The organism is Hymenobacter sp. UV11, from assembly GCF_004684095.1.
In the GTDB taxonomy this organism is placed as follows: Bacteria; Bacteroidota; Bacteroidia; order Cytophagales; family Hymenobacteraceae; genus Hymenobacter.
On record NZ_SRII01000002.1, the window covers coordinates 312667 to 328452 of the forward strand.

Annotated in this window: 13 protein-coding genes; 5 read left to right on the forward strand and 8 right to left on the reverse strand. The window is 63.6% G+C overall.

The genetic code is table 11. The features are described from left to right. Positions 1–387 precede the first annotated feature (387 nt). From E4631_RS03890 to E4631_RS03905, 4 genes are all read left to right on the forward strand, one after another. Positions 388–1878 (forward strand): NAD(P)/FAD-dependent oxidoreductase, encoded by a 1491-nt coding sequence (locus E4631_RS03890; protein WP_133659948.1) that lies wholly within the window; start codon positions 388–390, stop codon positions 1876–1878. A 140-nt stretch (positions 1879–2018) separates the two neighbouring features. Beyond that, the gene (locus E4631_RS03895) at positions 2019–2861 is read left to right on the forward strand and encodes a phytoene/squalene synthase family protein (RefSeq protein WP_133659947.1); all 843 of its coding nucleotides are present in this window, start codon (positions 2019–2021) and stop codon (positions 2859–2861) included. A gap of 79 nt (positions 2862–2940) precedes the next feature. Further along, entirely contained in the window at positions 2941–3495 is a 555-nt protein-coding gene (locus E4631_RS03900) for a hypothetical protein (RefSeq protein WP_133659946.1), read from the forward strand. Positions 3496–3567: 72 nt separating this feature from the next. After that, positions 3568–4422, forward strand: coding sequence for a 4-hydroxy-3-methylbut-2-enyl diphosphate reductase (locus tag E4631_RS03905; RefSeq protein ID WP_174805479.1), 855 nt, complete (start codon positions 3568–3570; stop codon positions 4420–4422). A gap of 47 nt (positions 4423–4469) precedes the next feature. Here the strand turns inward: E4631_RS03905 and E4631_RS03910 are convergent, their stop codons facing one another. Together E4631_RS03910 and E4631_RS03915 are read right to left on the reverse strand one after the other, a co-directional pair. Beyond that, positions 4470–5333, reverse strand: coding sequence for a sialate O-acetylesterase (locus E4631_RS03910; RefSeq protein WP_133659945.1), 864 nt, complete (start codon positions 5331–5333; stop codon positions 4470–4472). A 33-nt stretch (positions 5334–5366) separates the two neighbouring features. Further along, on the reverse strand, positions 5367–7223 hold the full coding sequence (locus tag E4631_RS03915; protein WP_133659944.1) for a glycoside hydrolase family 2 protein: 1857 nt from the start codon (positions 7221–7223) through the stop codon (positions 5367–5369). A gap of 245 nt (positions 7224–7468) precedes the next feature. On the opposite strand from E4631_RS03915, the gene E4631_RS03920 reads away from it, so the two are divergent. Beyond that, positions 7469–8110: a fatty acid desaturase gene (locus E4631_RS03920; RefSeq protein WP_240734676.1), complete on the forward strand. Its 642-nt coding sequence runs from the start codon at positions 7469–7471 to the stop codon at positions 8108–8110. Between the two features lie 17 nt (positions 8111–8127). Here E4631_RS03920 and rlmF read toward each other — a convergent pair whose 3' ends face one another. The 6 genes from rlmF to E4631_RS03950 all read right to left on the reverse strand — a co-directional run bounded on the left by rlmF (position 8128) and on the right by E4631_RS03950 (position 15778). Further along, entirely contained in the window at positions 8128–9108 is a 981-nt protein-coding gene (gene rlmF / locus E4631_RS03925; protein WP_133659942.1) for a 23S rRNA (adenine(1618)-N(6))-methyltransferase RlmF, read from the reverse strand. Positions 9109–9206: 98 nt separating this feature from the next. Continuing rightward, positions 9207–9575, reverse strand: coding sequence for a heavy-metal-associated domain-containing protein (locus tag E4631_RS03930; protein ID WP_133659941.1), 369 nt, complete (start codon positions 9573–9575; stop codon positions 9207–9209). An 84-nt stretch (positions 9576–9659) separates the two neighbouring features. Next, on the reverse strand, positions 9660–11990 hold the full coding sequence (locus E4631_RS03935) for a TonB-dependent siderophore receptor (protein ID WP_133659940.1): 2331 nt from the start codon (positions 11988–11990) through the stop codon (positions 9660–9662). A 207-nt stretch (positions 11991–12197) separates the two neighbouring features. Continuing rightward, positions 12198–13514, reverse strand: coding sequence for a PAS domain-containing sensor histidine kinase (locus E4631_RS03940; protein WP_133659939.1), 1317 nt, complete (start codon positions 13512–13514; stop codon positions 12198–12200). Between the two features lie 48 nt (positions 13515–13562). Next, complete coding sequence (locus E4631_RS03945; protein WP_133659938.1) at positions 13563–14930, reverse strand: sigma-54 dependent transcriptional regulator; 1368 nt, start codon at positions 14928–14930, stop codon at positions 13563–13565. 146 nt (positions 14931–15076) lie between these two features. After that, the gene (locus E4631_RS03950; RefSeq protein ID WP_133659937.1) at positions 15077–15778 is read right to left on the reverse strand and encodes a head GIN domain-containing protein; all 702 of its coding nucleotides are present in this window, start codon (positions 15776–15778) and stop codon (positions 15077–15079) included. Between the last annotated feature and the right edge of the window lie 8 nt (positions 15779–15786).

A 15786-nucleotide genomic window follows, 5' to 3' on the forward strand; every position in this document is an offset into this window, starting at 1 on the left:
CGCGGGGCGGGGCAGCCGGGGCCAGGGCCCCGCACCGGGGGTAGGGGCCAGTGCAGAGCCTAATAGGTAAACTTATTTCATAGACTCAGAGAGGGCGAATGTAGCCTGGCGGGCGGCGCGGGGGCTGCCCGCCAGGCCACGCCAAAGGTGCGGGCTTGCCCCACACCGCGCCAACCCAACTTTTTTCTTTTCGGGACTTCATTATTCTTCTTAGTCATAATCAATAAATTGATTGCCAATATTTTGTGTAAAAATTGGGGGATTTTAGAAAATTCATTTTCCTACCCCTGCGCTGGGCGAGCACGATGCCTGGCGCGGGCCGGCGGCCAAAACAAAGTGCCGCGTCGGATTGTAGCTTGCAGCTAGTTATCCTGTTTGCTCCGTCCATTGGCTTCTTCTCCCCGTACTCCCACCGCTGTTGTTATTGGTGCCGGCTTTGCTGGTCTGTCGGCCGCTACCACACTGGCCCAGGCCGGCTGGCACGTGACCTTGCTAGAGAAGAACGATGGCCCCGGCGGCCGGGCGCGGGTGTTTGAAGCCCAGGGCTTTACCTTCGACATGGGCCCGAGCTGGTACTGGATGCCCGGCGTGTTTGAGCAGTATTTCGGGAAATTTGGCAAAAAAGTGGCCGACTACTATGAGCTGGTACGCCTCGACCCCTCTTACCAGGTCATCTTCGAAGGCGATGACGCGGTAGATATTCCGGCTAGCATGGCCGAGCTGCGCCAGCTGTTCGAAAGCCTGGAACCCGGCAGCGCGGCCCGCCTCGATGCCTTTCTGGCCCAGGCCGAGTACAAGTACGAAGTCGGCATCAACAAATTCGTGCACTTGCCCAGCCGCTCGGTCACTGAGTTTATCGACTGGGAAATCGTGAAAGGTGCCGTGCGGCTCGACCTGCTGCAAAGCATGGCCAAGCACGCGCGCAAGTTTTTCAGCCACCCCAAGCTGCTCAAGCTCATCGAGTTTCCGGTACTGTTTCTGGGGGCTACCCCCGAGAATACGCCCGCGCTCTACTCGCTTATGAACTACGCCGACCTCGCCCTCGGCACTTGGTACCCCAAAGGCGGCATGCACCAGATAGTGCGCGGCATGGTGGCCCTGGCCCAGGAGCAGGGGGTAGGGATAGAATACGACCAGGAAGTGCGCGAAATCGTGGTCGAAAACGGCCGCGCCACCGGCGTGCGCACCGCCACCGGCTTCTGGCCCGCCGATGCCGTGGTGGCCGGCGCCGACTACCACCACATCGAGCAGCAGGTATTGGCACCCGAGTACCGCCACTACTCGCCCGCCTATTGGGACTCGCGCACCATGGCGCCGTCGTCGCTGCTCTTTTACCTGGGCGTGAACCGCAAGCTGGACCGGCTGCTGCACCACAACCTGTTTTTTGACGAGGATTTCAGCCAGCACGCGCACGAGATATACGAGGCGCCGCAGTGGCCTAGCCGGCCGCTGTTCTACGCCTCGGTGCCCAGCAAAACCGACCCCACGGTGGCCCCCGAAGGCCAGGAAAACCTGTTCCTGCTCGTGCCCGTGGCCCCCGACCTCGACGACCCCGAGGCCACCCGCGAGAAGTATTACAACATGCTGATGGATAGGCTTGAAAAGCATTGCGGCCACACCATCCGTGAGCACGTTATCTACAAGCGCAGCTACGCCCACCGCGACTTCGTGGCCGACTACCACTCCTTCAAAGGCAACGCCTACGGCCTGGCCAACACGCTGAAGCAGACGGCCATTCTTAAGCCTTCGCTTAAGAGCAACAAGGTGAGTAACTTGTATTTCACGGGCCAGCTTACGGTGCCGGGGCCGGGCGTGCCGCCCTCGCTCATTTCGGGCCAGGTAGTGGCCGGGGAAGTTTTAAAGGAAATTAAAAACTAGAAGAACGTCATGCTCATCTGGCGTCCGCTTGTCGAAGCATCTCTACCGCGTAAGTAATCCTAACGTTTAAAGTTAGTTACGTGGTAGAGATGCTTCGGCAAGCTCAGCATGACGTTCTTTTTAGCGCATAGAAAATAACGATGGACCACGAACAGCATTTCACCGACACCAGCCTGGCGTGCGCGCAGCTCATCACGCGGCGCTACAGCACGTCGTTTTCGCTGGGCATCCGCACGCTGGATAAGGCGCTGCACCGGGCCATTTATGCCGTGTATGGCTTCGTGCGCTGGGCCGATGAAATCGTGGACACGTTTCACACGCAGGACAAGGCGGCCCTGCTGGCCGAGTTTGAGCGCGACACCTACGCCGCCATCGCGGCCGGCTTCAGCCTGAACCCGGTGCTGCACGCCTTTCAGTGGGCAGTGACTACGTACCAGATTGACCACGAGTTTATTGACGCCTTTTTGCGGAGTATGGAAATGGACCTGGAGGACCGCAACTACCGCCAGGAACTGTACGAGCAGTACATCTACGGCTCGGCCGAGGTGGTGGGGCTGATGTGCCTGCGCGTGTTTTGCCAGGGCCAGCCAGCGGAGTTTGAACGCCTGAAAGCGCCCGCGCGGCGGCTGGGCGCGGCCTTTCAAAAGGTGAATTTCCTGCGCGATATCCGGTCCGACTACGAGGAGCGGGGTAGGGTTTACTTCCCCGGCCTGCGCTACGAGCAGTTTGACGACGCGGCCAAGCGGGCGGTGGAAGCCGACATCCGGGCCGATTTTGAGGCCGCCTACGAGGGCATCCGGCAGCTGCCGCGCCCGGCGCGGCTGGGCGTGTACCTGGCCTACATCTACTACCTCAAGCTATTTCACAAGCTGCGGCAGGCCCCGGCCCAGCAAGTGCTGGCCGAGCGTGTGCGCCTGCCCGACAACACCAAGCTGCTATTGCTGGCCGGCTCGTGGCTGCGCTACCGCTTGCGGGCGGTGTAGGGGGGTAGGGCACTATGCGGGCCAGGGCGGCGTTGAAGCGGGCAGCGCGGCAACCGGCGTTGCCCCTAGCTTTGCGCCTATGAAAAGACTACTTGTTTTTGCCCTGCTGAGCGTGCTGCCGGCGGCTTGCGGGGCGGCAGGCCGTCCTCCACTTCCGATTTCCTCTATGTCGCCCTACCAGCCGGCCGCCCTGCGCCGCCACTACGAAGATGCCGCCGCCGACAAGCAGGCCGGCGAAAAATTCTACAATTTGCTGCGCGAATACGCCGGCCAGGACGCCTTGGTGCTGGGCTACAAGGCTGCCTCCGAGGCTATTAAGGCCCGCGATGCGTCGATGCTCAACAAGCTCACCTACGTGCAGCAGGCGGCCCGCACCTTCGACCAAGCCGTGAGCCTAGATGCCGATAATGCCGAAATTCGTTTTCTACGCTTCTCGGTCGAGAGCAACCTGCCCCCTTTCTTGGGCCTGAGTAAGCACGTGGAGCAAGACAAATCTTTTTTGCTCAATGCCGCCTTGCAGCACCCCGGCTCGGGCATGGATGCCCAAGCATTTGAAACGGTGCGTGGCTTTTTAGTAGGCCGCGGCCACGTGAGCGACGACGATGCCCAGCGTCTTGCGCGCGTGAAGGGATAGAAAGATAAGGAGAGTGCAGAATTTGGGCGGAAAAGCACAACCTTTCTTCCTGTTCTTAGTTAGATTCGCAGTATGCAGTCTGGTTTGCACCTCAGCGTTCGTATTGACCCTAATTCGGGGTTTTGCTTTGGCGTTATCTACGCCATTCAGATGGCCGAAGACTTGCTCGAAGAGCAGGGGTATCTGTACTGCCTGGGTGATATCGTGCACAATGACAAAGAGGTGCAGCGCCTGGAGCACAAGGGCTTGCGTATTATTGACCACGAGCGCCTGAACCAGTTGCGCGACGAGGCAGTGCTCATTCGGGCGCACGGCGAGCCGCCCAGTACCTACCAGCGGGCCATGGAAAACAACCTGACCCTCATCGACGCCAGCTGCCCGGTGGTGCTCAAGCTCCAGAACCGCATCAAGAGCAGCTTCGACCGGCGCGAGAAAATTTATATATACGGCAAGCACGGCCACGCCGAAGTGCTCGGCCTGCTAGGCCAGACCGGCGGCGAGGCCGTGGTATTTGAAAGCCTCGATGAGCTGTTGCGCCACGAGCTACCCGAGAATATTACGCTCTACAGCCAGACGACCAAGAGCACGGATTCTTTCTACCGCATTAAAAACGAGCTGGTTGCGCGTGGCTATAACATCAACGCCAACGATACCATCTGCCGGCAGGTGAGCAACCGCGATGAGGCCCTGCGGCGCTTCGCGGCGCAGTTCGACCAGGTGGTGTTCGTGTCGGGTACTAAAAGCTCCAACGGTAAGGTACTCTACCAGGTGTGCAAGGAAACCAATGAGCGCACGCATTTCGTGTCCAATACCGAGCAGATATGCCCCTCCTGGTTTGCGCCTGGCCAGTCGGTCGGCATTTGCGGGGCTACCAGCACGCCCATGTGGCTGATGGAGCAGGTACGCGACGCGCTGGAGCAATACTAAATCACGGATTACGCGGATTTTAACGGATTTCACGGATTTTGTGGACGTTATCTGCTGGGGCGGCGCTGGAGCCGTTGCATGGCCTGGGCGTAGCGCTGGCCCATTAGGCGGGCCGAGCGGGCATCGAAGTGCAGGTGGTCGCCGCGGTCGGTGGTGCCGGCGGCCGATACGTAGGCGTAGTGGGCCACGGTTTTGCCTAGTGTTGCCACCGCCGTATTCACGCGCGCCGCGCCCGGGTTAGGCTGCGCGGTGCCATCGGGGCCAGTTTTAGTGAACTGGAACGCGGGCAGCTCCCCGGCCACGAAGGGGAGGGTAGGGGCGTGGAGGTCGGCTCGCAGCCGGGCCACCAGCGCCGCCAGCTTGGGTGCGTAGGCGGCGCTTTTGTCGGGGCTGCTATCGGTTTCGCCCTGGTGCCAGATAATGCCGGCCAGCGTGCCCGCCTGCTGTGCCACGCGGGCGCGGGCCAGGGCGTCGTCGTAGGGGTGGGTTTTGGTATCGGCAAAATAGGCACCCGGCACCCAGGCGTCGATACCCGAGCCGCCCACCGCGCCCGGAATCAGGCCGATAACCACGCTCGTATCGGCGGCAGCCATCGCCCGGCCAAAGGCCAACCCCGGCCCCACCCCGGCCACCGGCTTATCGAAGTGAATGGGGTCCTGAGCCACCTCCCACTGCCCGGCCGGGTTGAGGCGCAGCACGTGGCGGTTGGGCACAGTGTCCGGGGCTTCCACGTAGCCCCGGCCCGCCATATTCGACTGGCCCACTAGCAGATACAGCTGAAATTTCTCCCGGCGCGCCGGCGGCGCAACCACCTGGCGCAGGCGTGGCTGCACGGCTTGCGCCCGCGCTCCGACGCCTGGCAGCAATGCCAGCGCCAGGAAGCTCACTAGGAAAATGGTTTGGTTGCTCATGGCTGAGGGGGTAGGGCGGTTGAGCGCCGCAGCTTATTTCTCGCCGTACTTCCGGGCCTGCTGGCGGTAGAATTCCTGTAACACAAAGAAGGCCTTTTTCTTCTGACCCGTGTTGGAAATCAAGCCTTTGCGGTTGAAGCCGTTCTGGTACACCGGGTGCTGGCGGCGGGTGGCGCGGAAGTCGGTGAGTATCCAGGGCGTCATGCCGCGCAGGCCAGGGATGCCGCTCAGCATCTTAAACTGGTTTTGGTAGAGGGCGGCTTGGTATTCCTCCGTCCAGCGGGTGTGGGCGTCGCCGTGGTAGCCGCCCAGCGCGCTACCCCCCATCTCGCTGATAACGACGGGCTTGTTGTACTTGATGTCGAAGCGGTACGTCGCCACCTCATCGAGCGAGCCCATGTACCAGCCGGCGTACTCGTTGAAGCTGGTCAGGTCCAGGTATTCGCCTAGCGGGTCGTCTACGTGGATGCTGGTGCCCTCGCGGTGCAGCTCAAGAGCGGCGGCGACGAGGCGGGTATCGTCCAGGGCGCGTGCTTTCTTCACCAAGCTGGTCATGAATTTCAGACGCGGCGCGCTCAGCGGCGTCTCGTTGCCCACCGACCAGATGATGATGCTGGCGCGGTTTTTCCCCATCGAGATGAGGTCCGATAGCTGGGTTTCGGCATTTTGGTAGGTGGCGGGGTTTTCCCAGGCAATGGTCCAGTACACCGGCACTTCGGCCCACACGAGCAGGCCCATCTCGTCGGCCAGGCGCAGCATTAGCTCGTTGTGGGGGTAGTGGGCCAGGCGCACGTAGTTGCAGCCCAGCTCTTTGGCCCAGGTAAGCAGCATGCGCAGGTCGCCCTCGCCCCTCGCCCGGCCGGGTATCAGCGGGTTTTCATCGTGAATGGAAATGCCGCGCAAAAACGTCGATTTACCGTTCAGCAAAATGTCCTGGCCCCGCGTCTGAATAGTGCGAAAGCCGATTTTGTCCTGCACCTCGTCGCCGCCACTGCTCAGGCTGACGGCGTAGCGATGAGGGCTTTGCGGCGACCACAGTTGCAGCTTCTTGGCTGAAAACCGGAAGGTGGCGCGGCCGGCAGTATCGGTTTTTACCGTCTGCCGGATGCCGGCTTCGGCAATATTCAGCGTCACGGTTTGGCCGGCCCTACCCCCCCCGCTCAGTTGCACGTAGCCGGCCAGCGTGGTCGGCGCGTCCTTGGCCAGCTGCACCTCGTAGTCTTTGATGAACGTGCCGGGCGTTTCGGCCACGTACACGTCGCGGGTGAGGCCGCCGTAGTTCCACCAGTCGGTGTTGATGGTGGGCACGGCGTCGGCGTGGCGGGTGTTGTCGGCCTTCACCACTACAAAGTTGTCGCCGCTGGCGCTCAGCCGGTCGGTTATCTCATACTGAATGGGCGTGAAGCCGCCGCGGTGCATGCCCAGCTTTTTGCCGTTGAGGTACACGTGCGCCTCGTAGTTCACGGCCCCAAAATACAGGAAATACCGCTTGCCCGGCTGGGGCTTCAGCGTAAAACTCTTCTTATACCAGATGGTGCCTTCATAATACAAAAGCTTAGCGTCCTGCGAGTTCCAGTCGCCTGGCACCTGCAGCGTGGCCGACTTATCGAAGTCGTACTCAATCAATTCCGTTTCCTGCGCACTGCTGGGCTTCTGATTGTCGTAGTAGCCGCCCTTGCCGGTTTTCGACTGGTCGAAGGCCTCGCGGCGGTAGTCGTAGAAGCCGTTTTCGTAAGGGTCGATGATGTAGTTCCAGCTGCCGTTGAGGCTGAGCACGCGGCGCGCGGCGGCGTTTTGAATCAGCCCCGATTGGGCGTAGGCAGGGCCGGCCAGCAGGCCAAAAGCGAGTAGCAACGCCGCGAGCAGGCGGGCCGGGAGGGGTAGGGGCATGAGCAGGTGGGAAAAGGATGAGCTGGGGCAAACGTACTCGCCAGCCGGGAAGCAGCAAGATTTCGGCGGAATTTCTGAATCTTTCAGCCGACAAATTAGCTTGTGAAGTGTTATTTGCCCGGCCCCCCGCTTGGAGTGCCCCGTTGCCTATGCCCAGCCAGTCTGCCCAACTTGTTGCCCCACCGTCCGTCCGCGTGGCGCCCGCGCCGCTGGCCGGCAAGGGGGTAGTGGCCGCGGCGCTCATTATGCTGAGCTGGGGCGGGCTGCTGGCTTTACTGCTGGCGGGCTACCAGCCCGACTGGCGCTCGCCGGCGCCTTACCTGCTGGCGCTGCTCCAAACGCACTTATACACAGGGCTTTTCATCACGGCGCACGATGCCATGCACGGCGTGGTGAGCCCCAATAAGCGCCTGAATAACGCCATCGGCACAGTATGCGCGCTGCTGTTTGCCTACAACTGGTTTCCGCGGCAGCTGCCCAAGCACCACGACCACCACCGCCACGTGGGCACTCAGGACGACCCCGATTTTCACCCCACCGACTACCCCGGCTTCTTGCCCTGGCTGCTGCGCTTTGCCTGGAACTACGTGACCTGGTGGCAGGTGCTGGCGATGGCGGCGACGTATAATGTGCTCAAAATCTGGTTTCCGCAGGCCAATGTCATCGCCTTCTGGATGGTGCCGGCGGTGCTGGCCACGCTGCAATTATTCTTCTTCGGTACCTACCTGCCGCACCGCGGCGAGCACGAAGAAGATAATAAGCACAAGTCGCGCAGCCAGCTGCGGCACCACGTCTGGGCCTTCGTGAGCTGCTACTTTTTCGGCTACCACTACGAGCACCACGACCAGCCCTACCTGCCCTGGTGGCGCCTCTGGCGCACCAAGTAGCCGCTACCAAGTAGCGGCTACTTGGTAGCGGCCGCCCAGCGCGTAGCGCGCCAGGTTTCCTGCTCCTCTGCAGTCAAAAACGTCCAGGCCACAAAGCGGCTTTTCTTCTGGCCTTGCGCCATTTCAATGGTGCGTACCTCCACGGCTTCGGCCTGCTTGAGGAAGTACTGGATGCTGAGCAGCGTCGTTTTTTTGGAAACGAGGGTGGTAAACCAGTAGCAGCTGCGGCCAAATTGCTTGCTTTCGGCCACGAGCCGGCGCACGAATTCTTCTTCGCCGCCGGGGCTCCACAGCTCATTGGCCTGGCCCCCGAAGTTGCGCACGGGGGTAGTGCGCCGCTGGTGGCCCAGGTTGGCCACTTTGCGCTGGGTGCTGGCCGCCGCCTCGGCCGCCGAGGCGTGGAAGGGCGGGTTGCAGATAGTGGCGTCGAATACCTCGCCGGGGTTGATGATGTTCGTTAGCACGTGCGCCGGGTCGGGTTGCAGGCGGCAGTCGATGGTGCCGGTCAGCTCGGGGTTGGCGGCCACGATGTTCTTGGCAGCGCGCAGGGCCACGGCGTCGGTATCGGCCCCCACGAAGCGCCAGCCATACTCGCGGTGCCCAATGATGGGGTAGATGCAGTTGGCGCCCACGCCAATATCGAGCAGCCGTACGGTCCTACCCTTCGGAATAACGCCCAGGTTGCTACTGCCTAGTAAATCAGCCAGATAGTGCACGTAATCGGCCCGGCCCGGAATGGGCGGGCACAGGTAGTCGGCCGGAATATCCCAGTGCGCTATCCCATAAAAGTGCCGCAGCAACGCCTGGTTGAGCGCCTTCACGGCGGCCGGGTCGGCAAAGTCGATGGAGGCCTCACCAAACTCATTGTCCCGCACGAAGGCGCCCAGCGCGGGGCTGTTGCGCACGAGCTGGGTGAAATTGTAGCGGTCGCGGTGGCGGCTGCGCGGGTGCAGCTGGTCTTTGCCGGCGGGCGGGGGGGTAGGGAGTGGTTTTTTCATAAAAGCAGGCAAAAAAGCAAGCAGGCCGCCTGGGTGGGCGGCCTGCTAGGGGTAGCCGTCGGCAGATGAGCCAACGGCAAAAGTCGGTACGAAACGGGCTAGTGCGCGGCGGCCGTCTTTTTGCAGCAGTCAGGTAGGCGGTCGTAGGCGCGGGCGTCGGCGGTGAGCTGGTCGGCGTCGTAGCCGGTTTTCTGCACGGCGGTGCGCAGGGCGTCGGCGGTGGTTTTGGCGGGGTTGTAGGTCACGGTCAGCACTTTGCTGGGCACGTCGAGGTTGGCGGCCTGCACGCCTTTTTCGTAGGCCAGGCTCTTTTCGAGGCGCGCCTTGCACATGTCGCACACGGCCGAGGTCTTGAACTGCACCATTTCGGCGCCTTTTTTGGCGGTCGTGGCGGCCACGGGCGCGGTTTGGGCCTGGGCAGCAGCGGTGCTCAGCAGCGTGAGCAGGGAAAGGGCGAGGGCTTTCATGGGGATTATAAGGTATAGGGCAAACACAAAAACGTCTGTCATTGCTTTGCTCGTAATGAGAGACGTTTTACAAGCGATAAAAATTTACTCCAGGCGATACCGGAGGCCGGCGTACGTCAAGCGGCCGTACACCGGGCCCCACACCATGGCCGCGTCGAAGCCGCTGCTGAAGGGGGTAGCCGCGTTCTGAATGGGGTCGGGCTGGCGGAAATTGGTGAGGTTTTCAACCCCCACGTATATCTCCAAGCGCTTGAAGGCGCGGGTAACCTGGGCGTTGACCGCGGCGTAGCGCGGGGCATAGTAGAGGCCGGTGGTGCCAGTACCGTGGGCGTGGCCGAGGTTGCTGCCATCGGCGGGCAGGTGGGCCAGCGGGCGCGTGCCGTACCACTGCACCGTGAGGTCGGCGCGCCATTTGTCGAAGGCCGAGGCGTAGCCCAGGTTCAGGAAAGCGCGGTTTTGGGGCGTGAGGGGCTTGGGCAAGAGCTGGCCGTCGTAGGTGCTGCGCACGTCGAGCCACTTGTAGGCGGCCTTCACCTGCAGGCCCTTGAGCGGCTCGACCAGTACCTCGGCCTGCGCGCTGCGGGCGAAGGAGCGGGCGCCGGGCTCCAGGTTATCCAAGATGATAAACTGCGGGCTGGTGTACATATCGGCCACCAGCTGGTTTTTGAATACCGTGTCGTAATAATCAAGCACCAGCGTGGCCGGCCGGCCCAGCACCTGGAAATACTGCGTGAGCGAGCCGCCCAGGTTCCAGGCGGTTTCGGGGCGCAGCTTGGGGCCGATGTAGTACTCGCGGGCACTGGCCAGCATGGCCGCGTTGTCGGCAATGGGGTTGGGCACCCGGAAGCCCCGGCCCGCCGACACGCGCAGCGCGGTGGCCGGCGCCACGTCGTACTTCAGGTTGAAGCGCGGCGTCAACTGCCAGCCGTAGAGGTTGTGGTAGTCGGTGCGCAGGCCCAGGGCGGCGGTCAGGTTGTGGGCGTTGTTGTAGGTATACTCGGCAAAGGCGCCGGGCACGCGCTCGGTGCGGCGGCGGTTTTCGCGCGCATCCACGATGGCGGGCGTGTCGGTGAGGTACGAGCGGCCGTCGCCGAGGTGCTCGCGGTAGTCATCGTACAAAAAGCTGAGACCCGTGCGGTAGGTATGGCGCGCGTCGCCTATCACGCTCTGAAACAGCAGGGTAGCCTGCCCCGTGTTCTGGTGGCCATCGTACTGCCGCGGCCCGCTGTCCTGCCGAAACGAGTAGGTCGAGGTGAAATCGTGGCTCGTGCCATTCACCAGCAAGCCCAGGCTCTGGAACGGCCGGCCCGGCCAGGTGTAGGAGGTGCGCGCCTGCGCCGTGTAGCGGTGGGTGGTCTGGTTGGTGCCGTAGGCGGCGCGGTAGGAATCGGCAATGCCCTCCCGGAAGTTCAGCTGGCCGCCCTGGCGCGTTTCCCGAATGGCCCCTACCCCCAGCTCGGCCACCAGGCCGGTGCCCGACTTATACTTGAGCTTGTCGTAGGCATTGAGCTGGTTGGCCAGCGGCAGGTCCAGGAAGCCGTCGCCGTTGCGGTCCACGCGGTTGCCCAGGTAGTCGTTGTGCAGCAGCAGCACGTTGCTCCACTTTTTGTTGAAGCGCTGCGAGGCCACCGCGTTCAGGTCAAATTTGCCCAGGTCATTTACGTAGGCGTTCAGCAGCAGCTGGTCGGTGAGGTCGGGTTCTTTGAGCTGAATATTGACCTGGCCCGAAATGCCCTCGTAGCCATTCACCACCGAGCCCGTGCCCTTAATAATGTCAATGCTGCCAATCCAGGGCCCCGCCAGGTAGCCCAGGCGGTAGGGCGCCGACAGCCCGCGCAGGGCCGGCTGGTTGTCGATAGTCAGCAGTGAATACGCCCCGTCGAGGCCCAGCAGCTGAATCTGTTTGGCGCCGCTCACGGCGTCGGCGGTGCTCACTTCCACGGCGGCGTTGGTTTCGAAGCTCTCGGCCAGGTTGCAGCAGGCCGACTTGGTGAGGTCGCGGGCGCTGATGGTTTGCATACTGCCCACCGACTTGCTCGAATAGGCCAGCGCCCGCGCCGTCACGGCCACGTCGCCGAGCGCTGCCCCGCCGCGCAGGCTGATGCGCAAATAGGGGGTAGGGCCAGCCGGCACGGCCACCGTATCGGCCACGTAGCCCAAGGCGCTGACAATAAGCCGCTTGCTGGCCTGCGCCGGAAACGGCAGCGCAAACGTGCCCGCCGCGCCGGTGGTGCCAGTGGGCCCGCCTACCCCCCCCGGCAGCAGCCAGCGCACCACCGCGCCGGGCAGCGGCGCACCGTCTGCGCCGTGCACCTCGCCGCGGGCCGCCGCGCCGCTTTGGGCGCGGGCCAGCAGCGGCAGGCAGCCGAGCACCAGCACGAGCAAACGCGGGCGCAACCCGCTGGCAATAGTCATTTTTTCAGAGAGTGATAAAGCGCGCGCCCCACCTACGGCCCGCCAGGGTCGGCTGGACTGCCTCGCCCCTGCAATTGCGGTGCCACCCGCCCCCGCGCCGCCAAGGAGCGCTTAGCAGGGCATGTTCTAAAAGGAGGCTGCACGTCATAGCACGGCAAATATACGGCCGCCTACCTCCACTACTATCAGTAGATTACGCCTTGGAAATCAGTTGCCTGAGTTGGGTAATAGGTTGCAAGTGAAGGCCGTGCGCCCGCTGGTTCCCGTTTCGAGCCGGAAGGCGAAGCCGTGGGCCCGCAGGATGTCGCGCACCAGCAGCAGGCCAATACCCTGCCCATCGCGCTTGGTGCTGAAAAACGGCGTAAACAGCCGCTGGCTCACCGCCGGCGTGAGCGGCGCGCCATCGTTCTCCATAACGAGGGTAGGGGGCGCGGCCGTGGTGCGCACCCACACGTGGCCGCCGCCCGGCCCGATGGCTTCGAGCGCATTCTTGGCCACGTTGAGCAGCGCTTGAGTGAGCTGTTGCGAATCAGCTTCGACCCAAAGCGGGCCAGGGCCAGCCAGCTCCCAGTGCCACTGCACGCCCTGGGCGGCGCTTTGGGCGGCTAGCAGGTGGCCGAGGTCGCGCAGCAGCTGGTGCAGGTCGAGGGGGTGCGGGGCGGGCGGCGGCAGGCGCACCAGCCGGGCGTAGCGGGCCACGAAGTCGGCCAGCTGCGTGTTGCGCGTAATGCTCACCTCCAGCGCCTGGGTGAAGTCGGGCTGGTCGGTGGCCGCCAGCTGCGGCGCGTAGTGCCGAAAGCTGCCCAGCAGCGAGTTCACCGCCCCGATAGAGTTATTGACCTCGTGGGCCATCAGCCGGATAAGCTGTTCGTAGGCCTGCTTTTCCTGGGCCAGAATCTCCTGCGTCAATTCTTCCAATACCACGAAGCGCCGCTGAAAGCCCCGGTCGAGGAAGTGCGCCGCCGCCGCTCGGTAAGTGTGGCCGGTGGGCAGGCGCAGGGTGCGGGGCTCGCCGGCCGCCAGGTTGGCCAGCATCGGGCCCCAGGGTGGGGGTAGGGCCGCCACCGACTGCCCGGCCAATGCAGTGGCCGGCTGGCCCAGCGCCCGCGCCGCCGCCGCATTGGCACTGGTAATATTGCCGTCAAAATCGAGCAGCAGCATACCCGCCGGCGAGGCCCCAATGAGGCGTTCCAGCAGCACGCTCTGCTCGTGCTGGCCAATGCGCTCCTGCCGCAGCGCATCCAGCATTTGGTTATACACCCCAATGAGCCGGTCCAGCTCGGGCTGGCCCACGGGAATAAATTTCAGGTTGAAATCCTGGGCCGCCAGCGCCGCTGTGCCCGCCTCAATGAGCCGCACCGGCTGCACCAGCCCCCGGTAGAGCCGCCACGTGAGCCCGGCGCTAACGAGGATAGTCACCTCGCAGGCAATGAATAAAGCAGGGTTGCTCAGGCGCACCTGCGCCGCCAGCGCCACCAGCACGGCGTAGAGGGGTAGGAGGAAAAGCGCTAAGCGAAGGCGCATTTTGTGCGGAATAATGTTAGGGGAGGTACCCGATGGAGGGCGACCTGCCTACTCGCTATACGGAATCCCAAACTTATCCAATCGCCGATACAACGCCCCCCGGCTCAGCCCCAACGCCCGCGCCACGCGGCTCAAATTACCCTGATAGTGCGCCACACTCTGGCGAATCATCTGCTCCTCCAGCGCCTCCAGGGTCATGGTGCCGGGGGCGGGCAGCTCGGCTGGCGCGAGGGGGGTAGGGCGGGCAGTGGGCGCCTGGAAATCGCTGGGCGTCAGCTCGTCGTGGATGGTGGTGAGGGCGGCGCGCTCCACCAGGTTTTTCAGCTCGCGGATGTTGCCGGGCAGCGGCTGCTCTTGCAGCCAGTGGGCGGCGGCCGGACTCAGGCGCAGGCCGGGGCGCTGGTAGGTGGCTTGTAGCTGCTGCACGAAGTGCCGGGCCAGGGCCGGAATATCGGCGGCCCGCTCGCGCAGGGGGGGTAGGCGCAGCGTGATGAGGTTGAGGCGGTAAAACAGGTCCTCCCGAAAGCGGCCCTGGGCCACCAGCTCAGCTAGGTTTTTATTGGTGGCGGCCACCACGCGCAGGTCGAGGCGGCGGGGGCGCGAGTCGCCGAGCACCTCGTAGGTGCGGTCTTGCAGCACGCGCAGCAATTTTACCTGGCTGGCCAGCTCCAGCTCCCCGATTTCGTCCAAAAAAATGGTGCCGCCGTTGGCCAGCTCAAAGCGGCCCACCCGGTCGGCGCGGGCGTCGGTGAAGGCCCCGCGCCGGTGCCCAAACAGCTCGCTCTCAAACAACGAGGACGAGATGCCGCCCAAATTCACCTTCACGAAAGGACCGCCGCGCCGGCGGCTGTTCTGGTGCAGCGCCTCGGCAATGAGCTCCTTGCCGGTGCCGCTCTCGCCCTCAATCAGCACCGAGGCATCGGTAGCGGCCACCTGGCCTACCTGCCGCAGCACGGCCAGCAGCTGCGGGTCGTCGCCGATAATATGCTGAAAATCAAACTGCTTGTTCAGTGCCTGGCGGCCCGCCAGGGGGGTAGGGCCGGCCGGCGCGGCCAGCGCCAGGGTGGTGCCGATGGTTTGGAGCAGCGCCTCGTTCTGCCAGGGCTTGGTCACGAATTCGGCGGCGCCGGCCTTCATGCCCGCCACCGCCAGCGCGATGCTGCCCCAGCCCGTGAGCAGCACCACCGGCACCTGCGGCGCCAGCGCCTGTAGCTCGGCCAGCAGCGACAGGCCATCGGCCCCGCTGGTATCGGCCGAAAAATTCATATCGAGCAGCACCAAATCGGGCACCGCCGCCCGCACGGCGGCCACTGCCTCGGCCGGGCCGGCTACGGCCGTGGCGGCGTAGCCGGCCTGCTTGAGCAGCAGCCGCAGGGAAGTGCGAACGGCGAGGTCGTCGTCAATAATAAGGAGCATAGGTAATTATCTCTGTAAAAAGCAGCAGCCATTTGTCATTGCGAGCGAAGCGCAGCAATCGCACCCAAACGAAATCGTGTGAATGTCGTTCGGGTGCGATTGCCGCGCTTCGCTCGCAATGACAAATGGCCATTGCCTATCTACCCCTACCGGCCGCTGACGCCGCCGCCGCCGCTGGTGTGCTTGGTCAGTTGGGGGTTGCCGCGGTAGCTGATGCTGCCGCCGCTGCTGGCCTGGGCCACGAGGTCGTCCTTCACGGCCACCGTGATGGAGCTGCCGCTGCTGGCCTCGGCGCGGCAGCGCTCGGTGTGCAGGTCTTTGGCATCGAAGGAAGCGCCGCTGCTGCTGCGCACGTCGAGGTTGGTGGCGCGGCCGCGCACGTCGGCGGTGCTGCCGCTGCTCTGGCGCACGGTGAGGCTGCGGGTGTCGAGGTCGGTTTTGACGCTGGCCCCCGACGAGATGTCGAGCTTGAACTCGGCCGCGTCGAAGTCGCCCGCCGTGCGCACCTCCGAGCCGCTGTGGGCTGAGAGGGCGGTCAGCTCGTCGGCCGTCACGGCCACGCGCAGGTGCTTGTTGGTGCGGTCAAAGGAGTTGAAAAATCCGTCGGGCTGCTTGTAGCGCAGTGTGAGTACGCCGCCGCTTACGGTGGTTTCGATACGGTCACGGTACTCGGTAGTGGCGGCGCTCACCTCCACGCGCTGGCTGTGGCCGGCGGTGAGAACCAGCTCGATGCCGGTGCCCACGTTAATGGCGTGGAAGGTGGGCACGGTGCGCGTCTGGGCACTTTGGGCAAAAGCGGGGGCCAGGGCGGCGAGGCAGAGCAGGGCGGGTAGCAGCAGGGTTTTCATGAGAAGTA

What these genes read in the sequence shown, in the direction of transcription:
- E4631_RS03910 (WP_133659945.1), bottom strand. Translation starts at nt 5,333, where the DNA reads ATGAGCAACCAAACCATTTTCCTAGTGAGCTTCCTGGCGCTGGCATTG.
- E4631_RS03935 (WP_133659940.1), bottom strand. Translation starts at nt 11,990, where the DNA reads ATGACTATTGCCAGCGGGTTGCGCCCGCGTTTGCTCGTGCTGGTGCTC.
- E4631_RS03915 (WP_133659944.1), bottom strand. Translation starts at nt 7,223, where the DNA reads ATGCCCCTACCCCTCCCGGCCCGCCTGCTCGCGGCGTTGCTACTCGCT.
- E4631_RS03940 (WP_133659939.1), bottom strand. Translation starts at nt 13,514, where the DNA reads ATGCGCCTTCGCTTAGCGCTTTTCCTCCTACCCCTCTACGCCGTGCTG.
- E4631_RS03920 (WP_240734676.1), top strand. Translation starts at nt 7,469, where the DNA reads ATGCTGAGCTGGGGCGGGCTGCTGGCTTTACTGCTGGCGGGCTACCAG.
- E4631_RS03930 (WP_133659941.1), bottom strand. Translation starts at nt 9,575, where the DNA reads ATGAAAGCCCTCGCCCTTTCCCTGCTCACGCTGCTGAGCACCGCTGCT.
- E4631_RS03895 (WP_133659947.1), top strand. Translation starts at nt 2,019, where the DNA reads ATGGACCACGAACAGCATTTCACCGACACCAGCCTGGCGTGCGCGCAG.
- E4631_RS03905 (WP_174805479.1), top strand. Translation starts at nt 3,568, where the DNA reads ATGCAGTCTGGTTTGCACCTCAGCGTTCGTATTGACCCTAATTCGGGG.
- E4631_RS03950 (WP_133659937.1), bottom strand. Translation starts at nt 15,778, where the DNA reads ATGAAAACCCTGCTGCTACCCGCCCTGCTCTGCCTCGCCGCCCTGGCC.
- E4631_RS03945 (WP_133659938.1), bottom strand. Translation starts at nt 14,930, where the DNA reads ATGCTCCTTATTATTGACGACGACCTCGCCGTTCGCACTTCCCTGCGG.
- E4631_RS03900 (WP_133659946.1), top strand. Translation starts at nt 2,941, where the DNA reads ATGAAAAGACTACTTGTTTTTGCCCTGCTGAGCGTGCTGCCGGCGGCT.
- rlmF (WP_133659942.1), bottom strand. Translation starts at nt 9,108, where the DNA reads ATGAAAAAACCACTCCCTACCCCCCCGCCCGCCGGCAAAGACCAGCTG.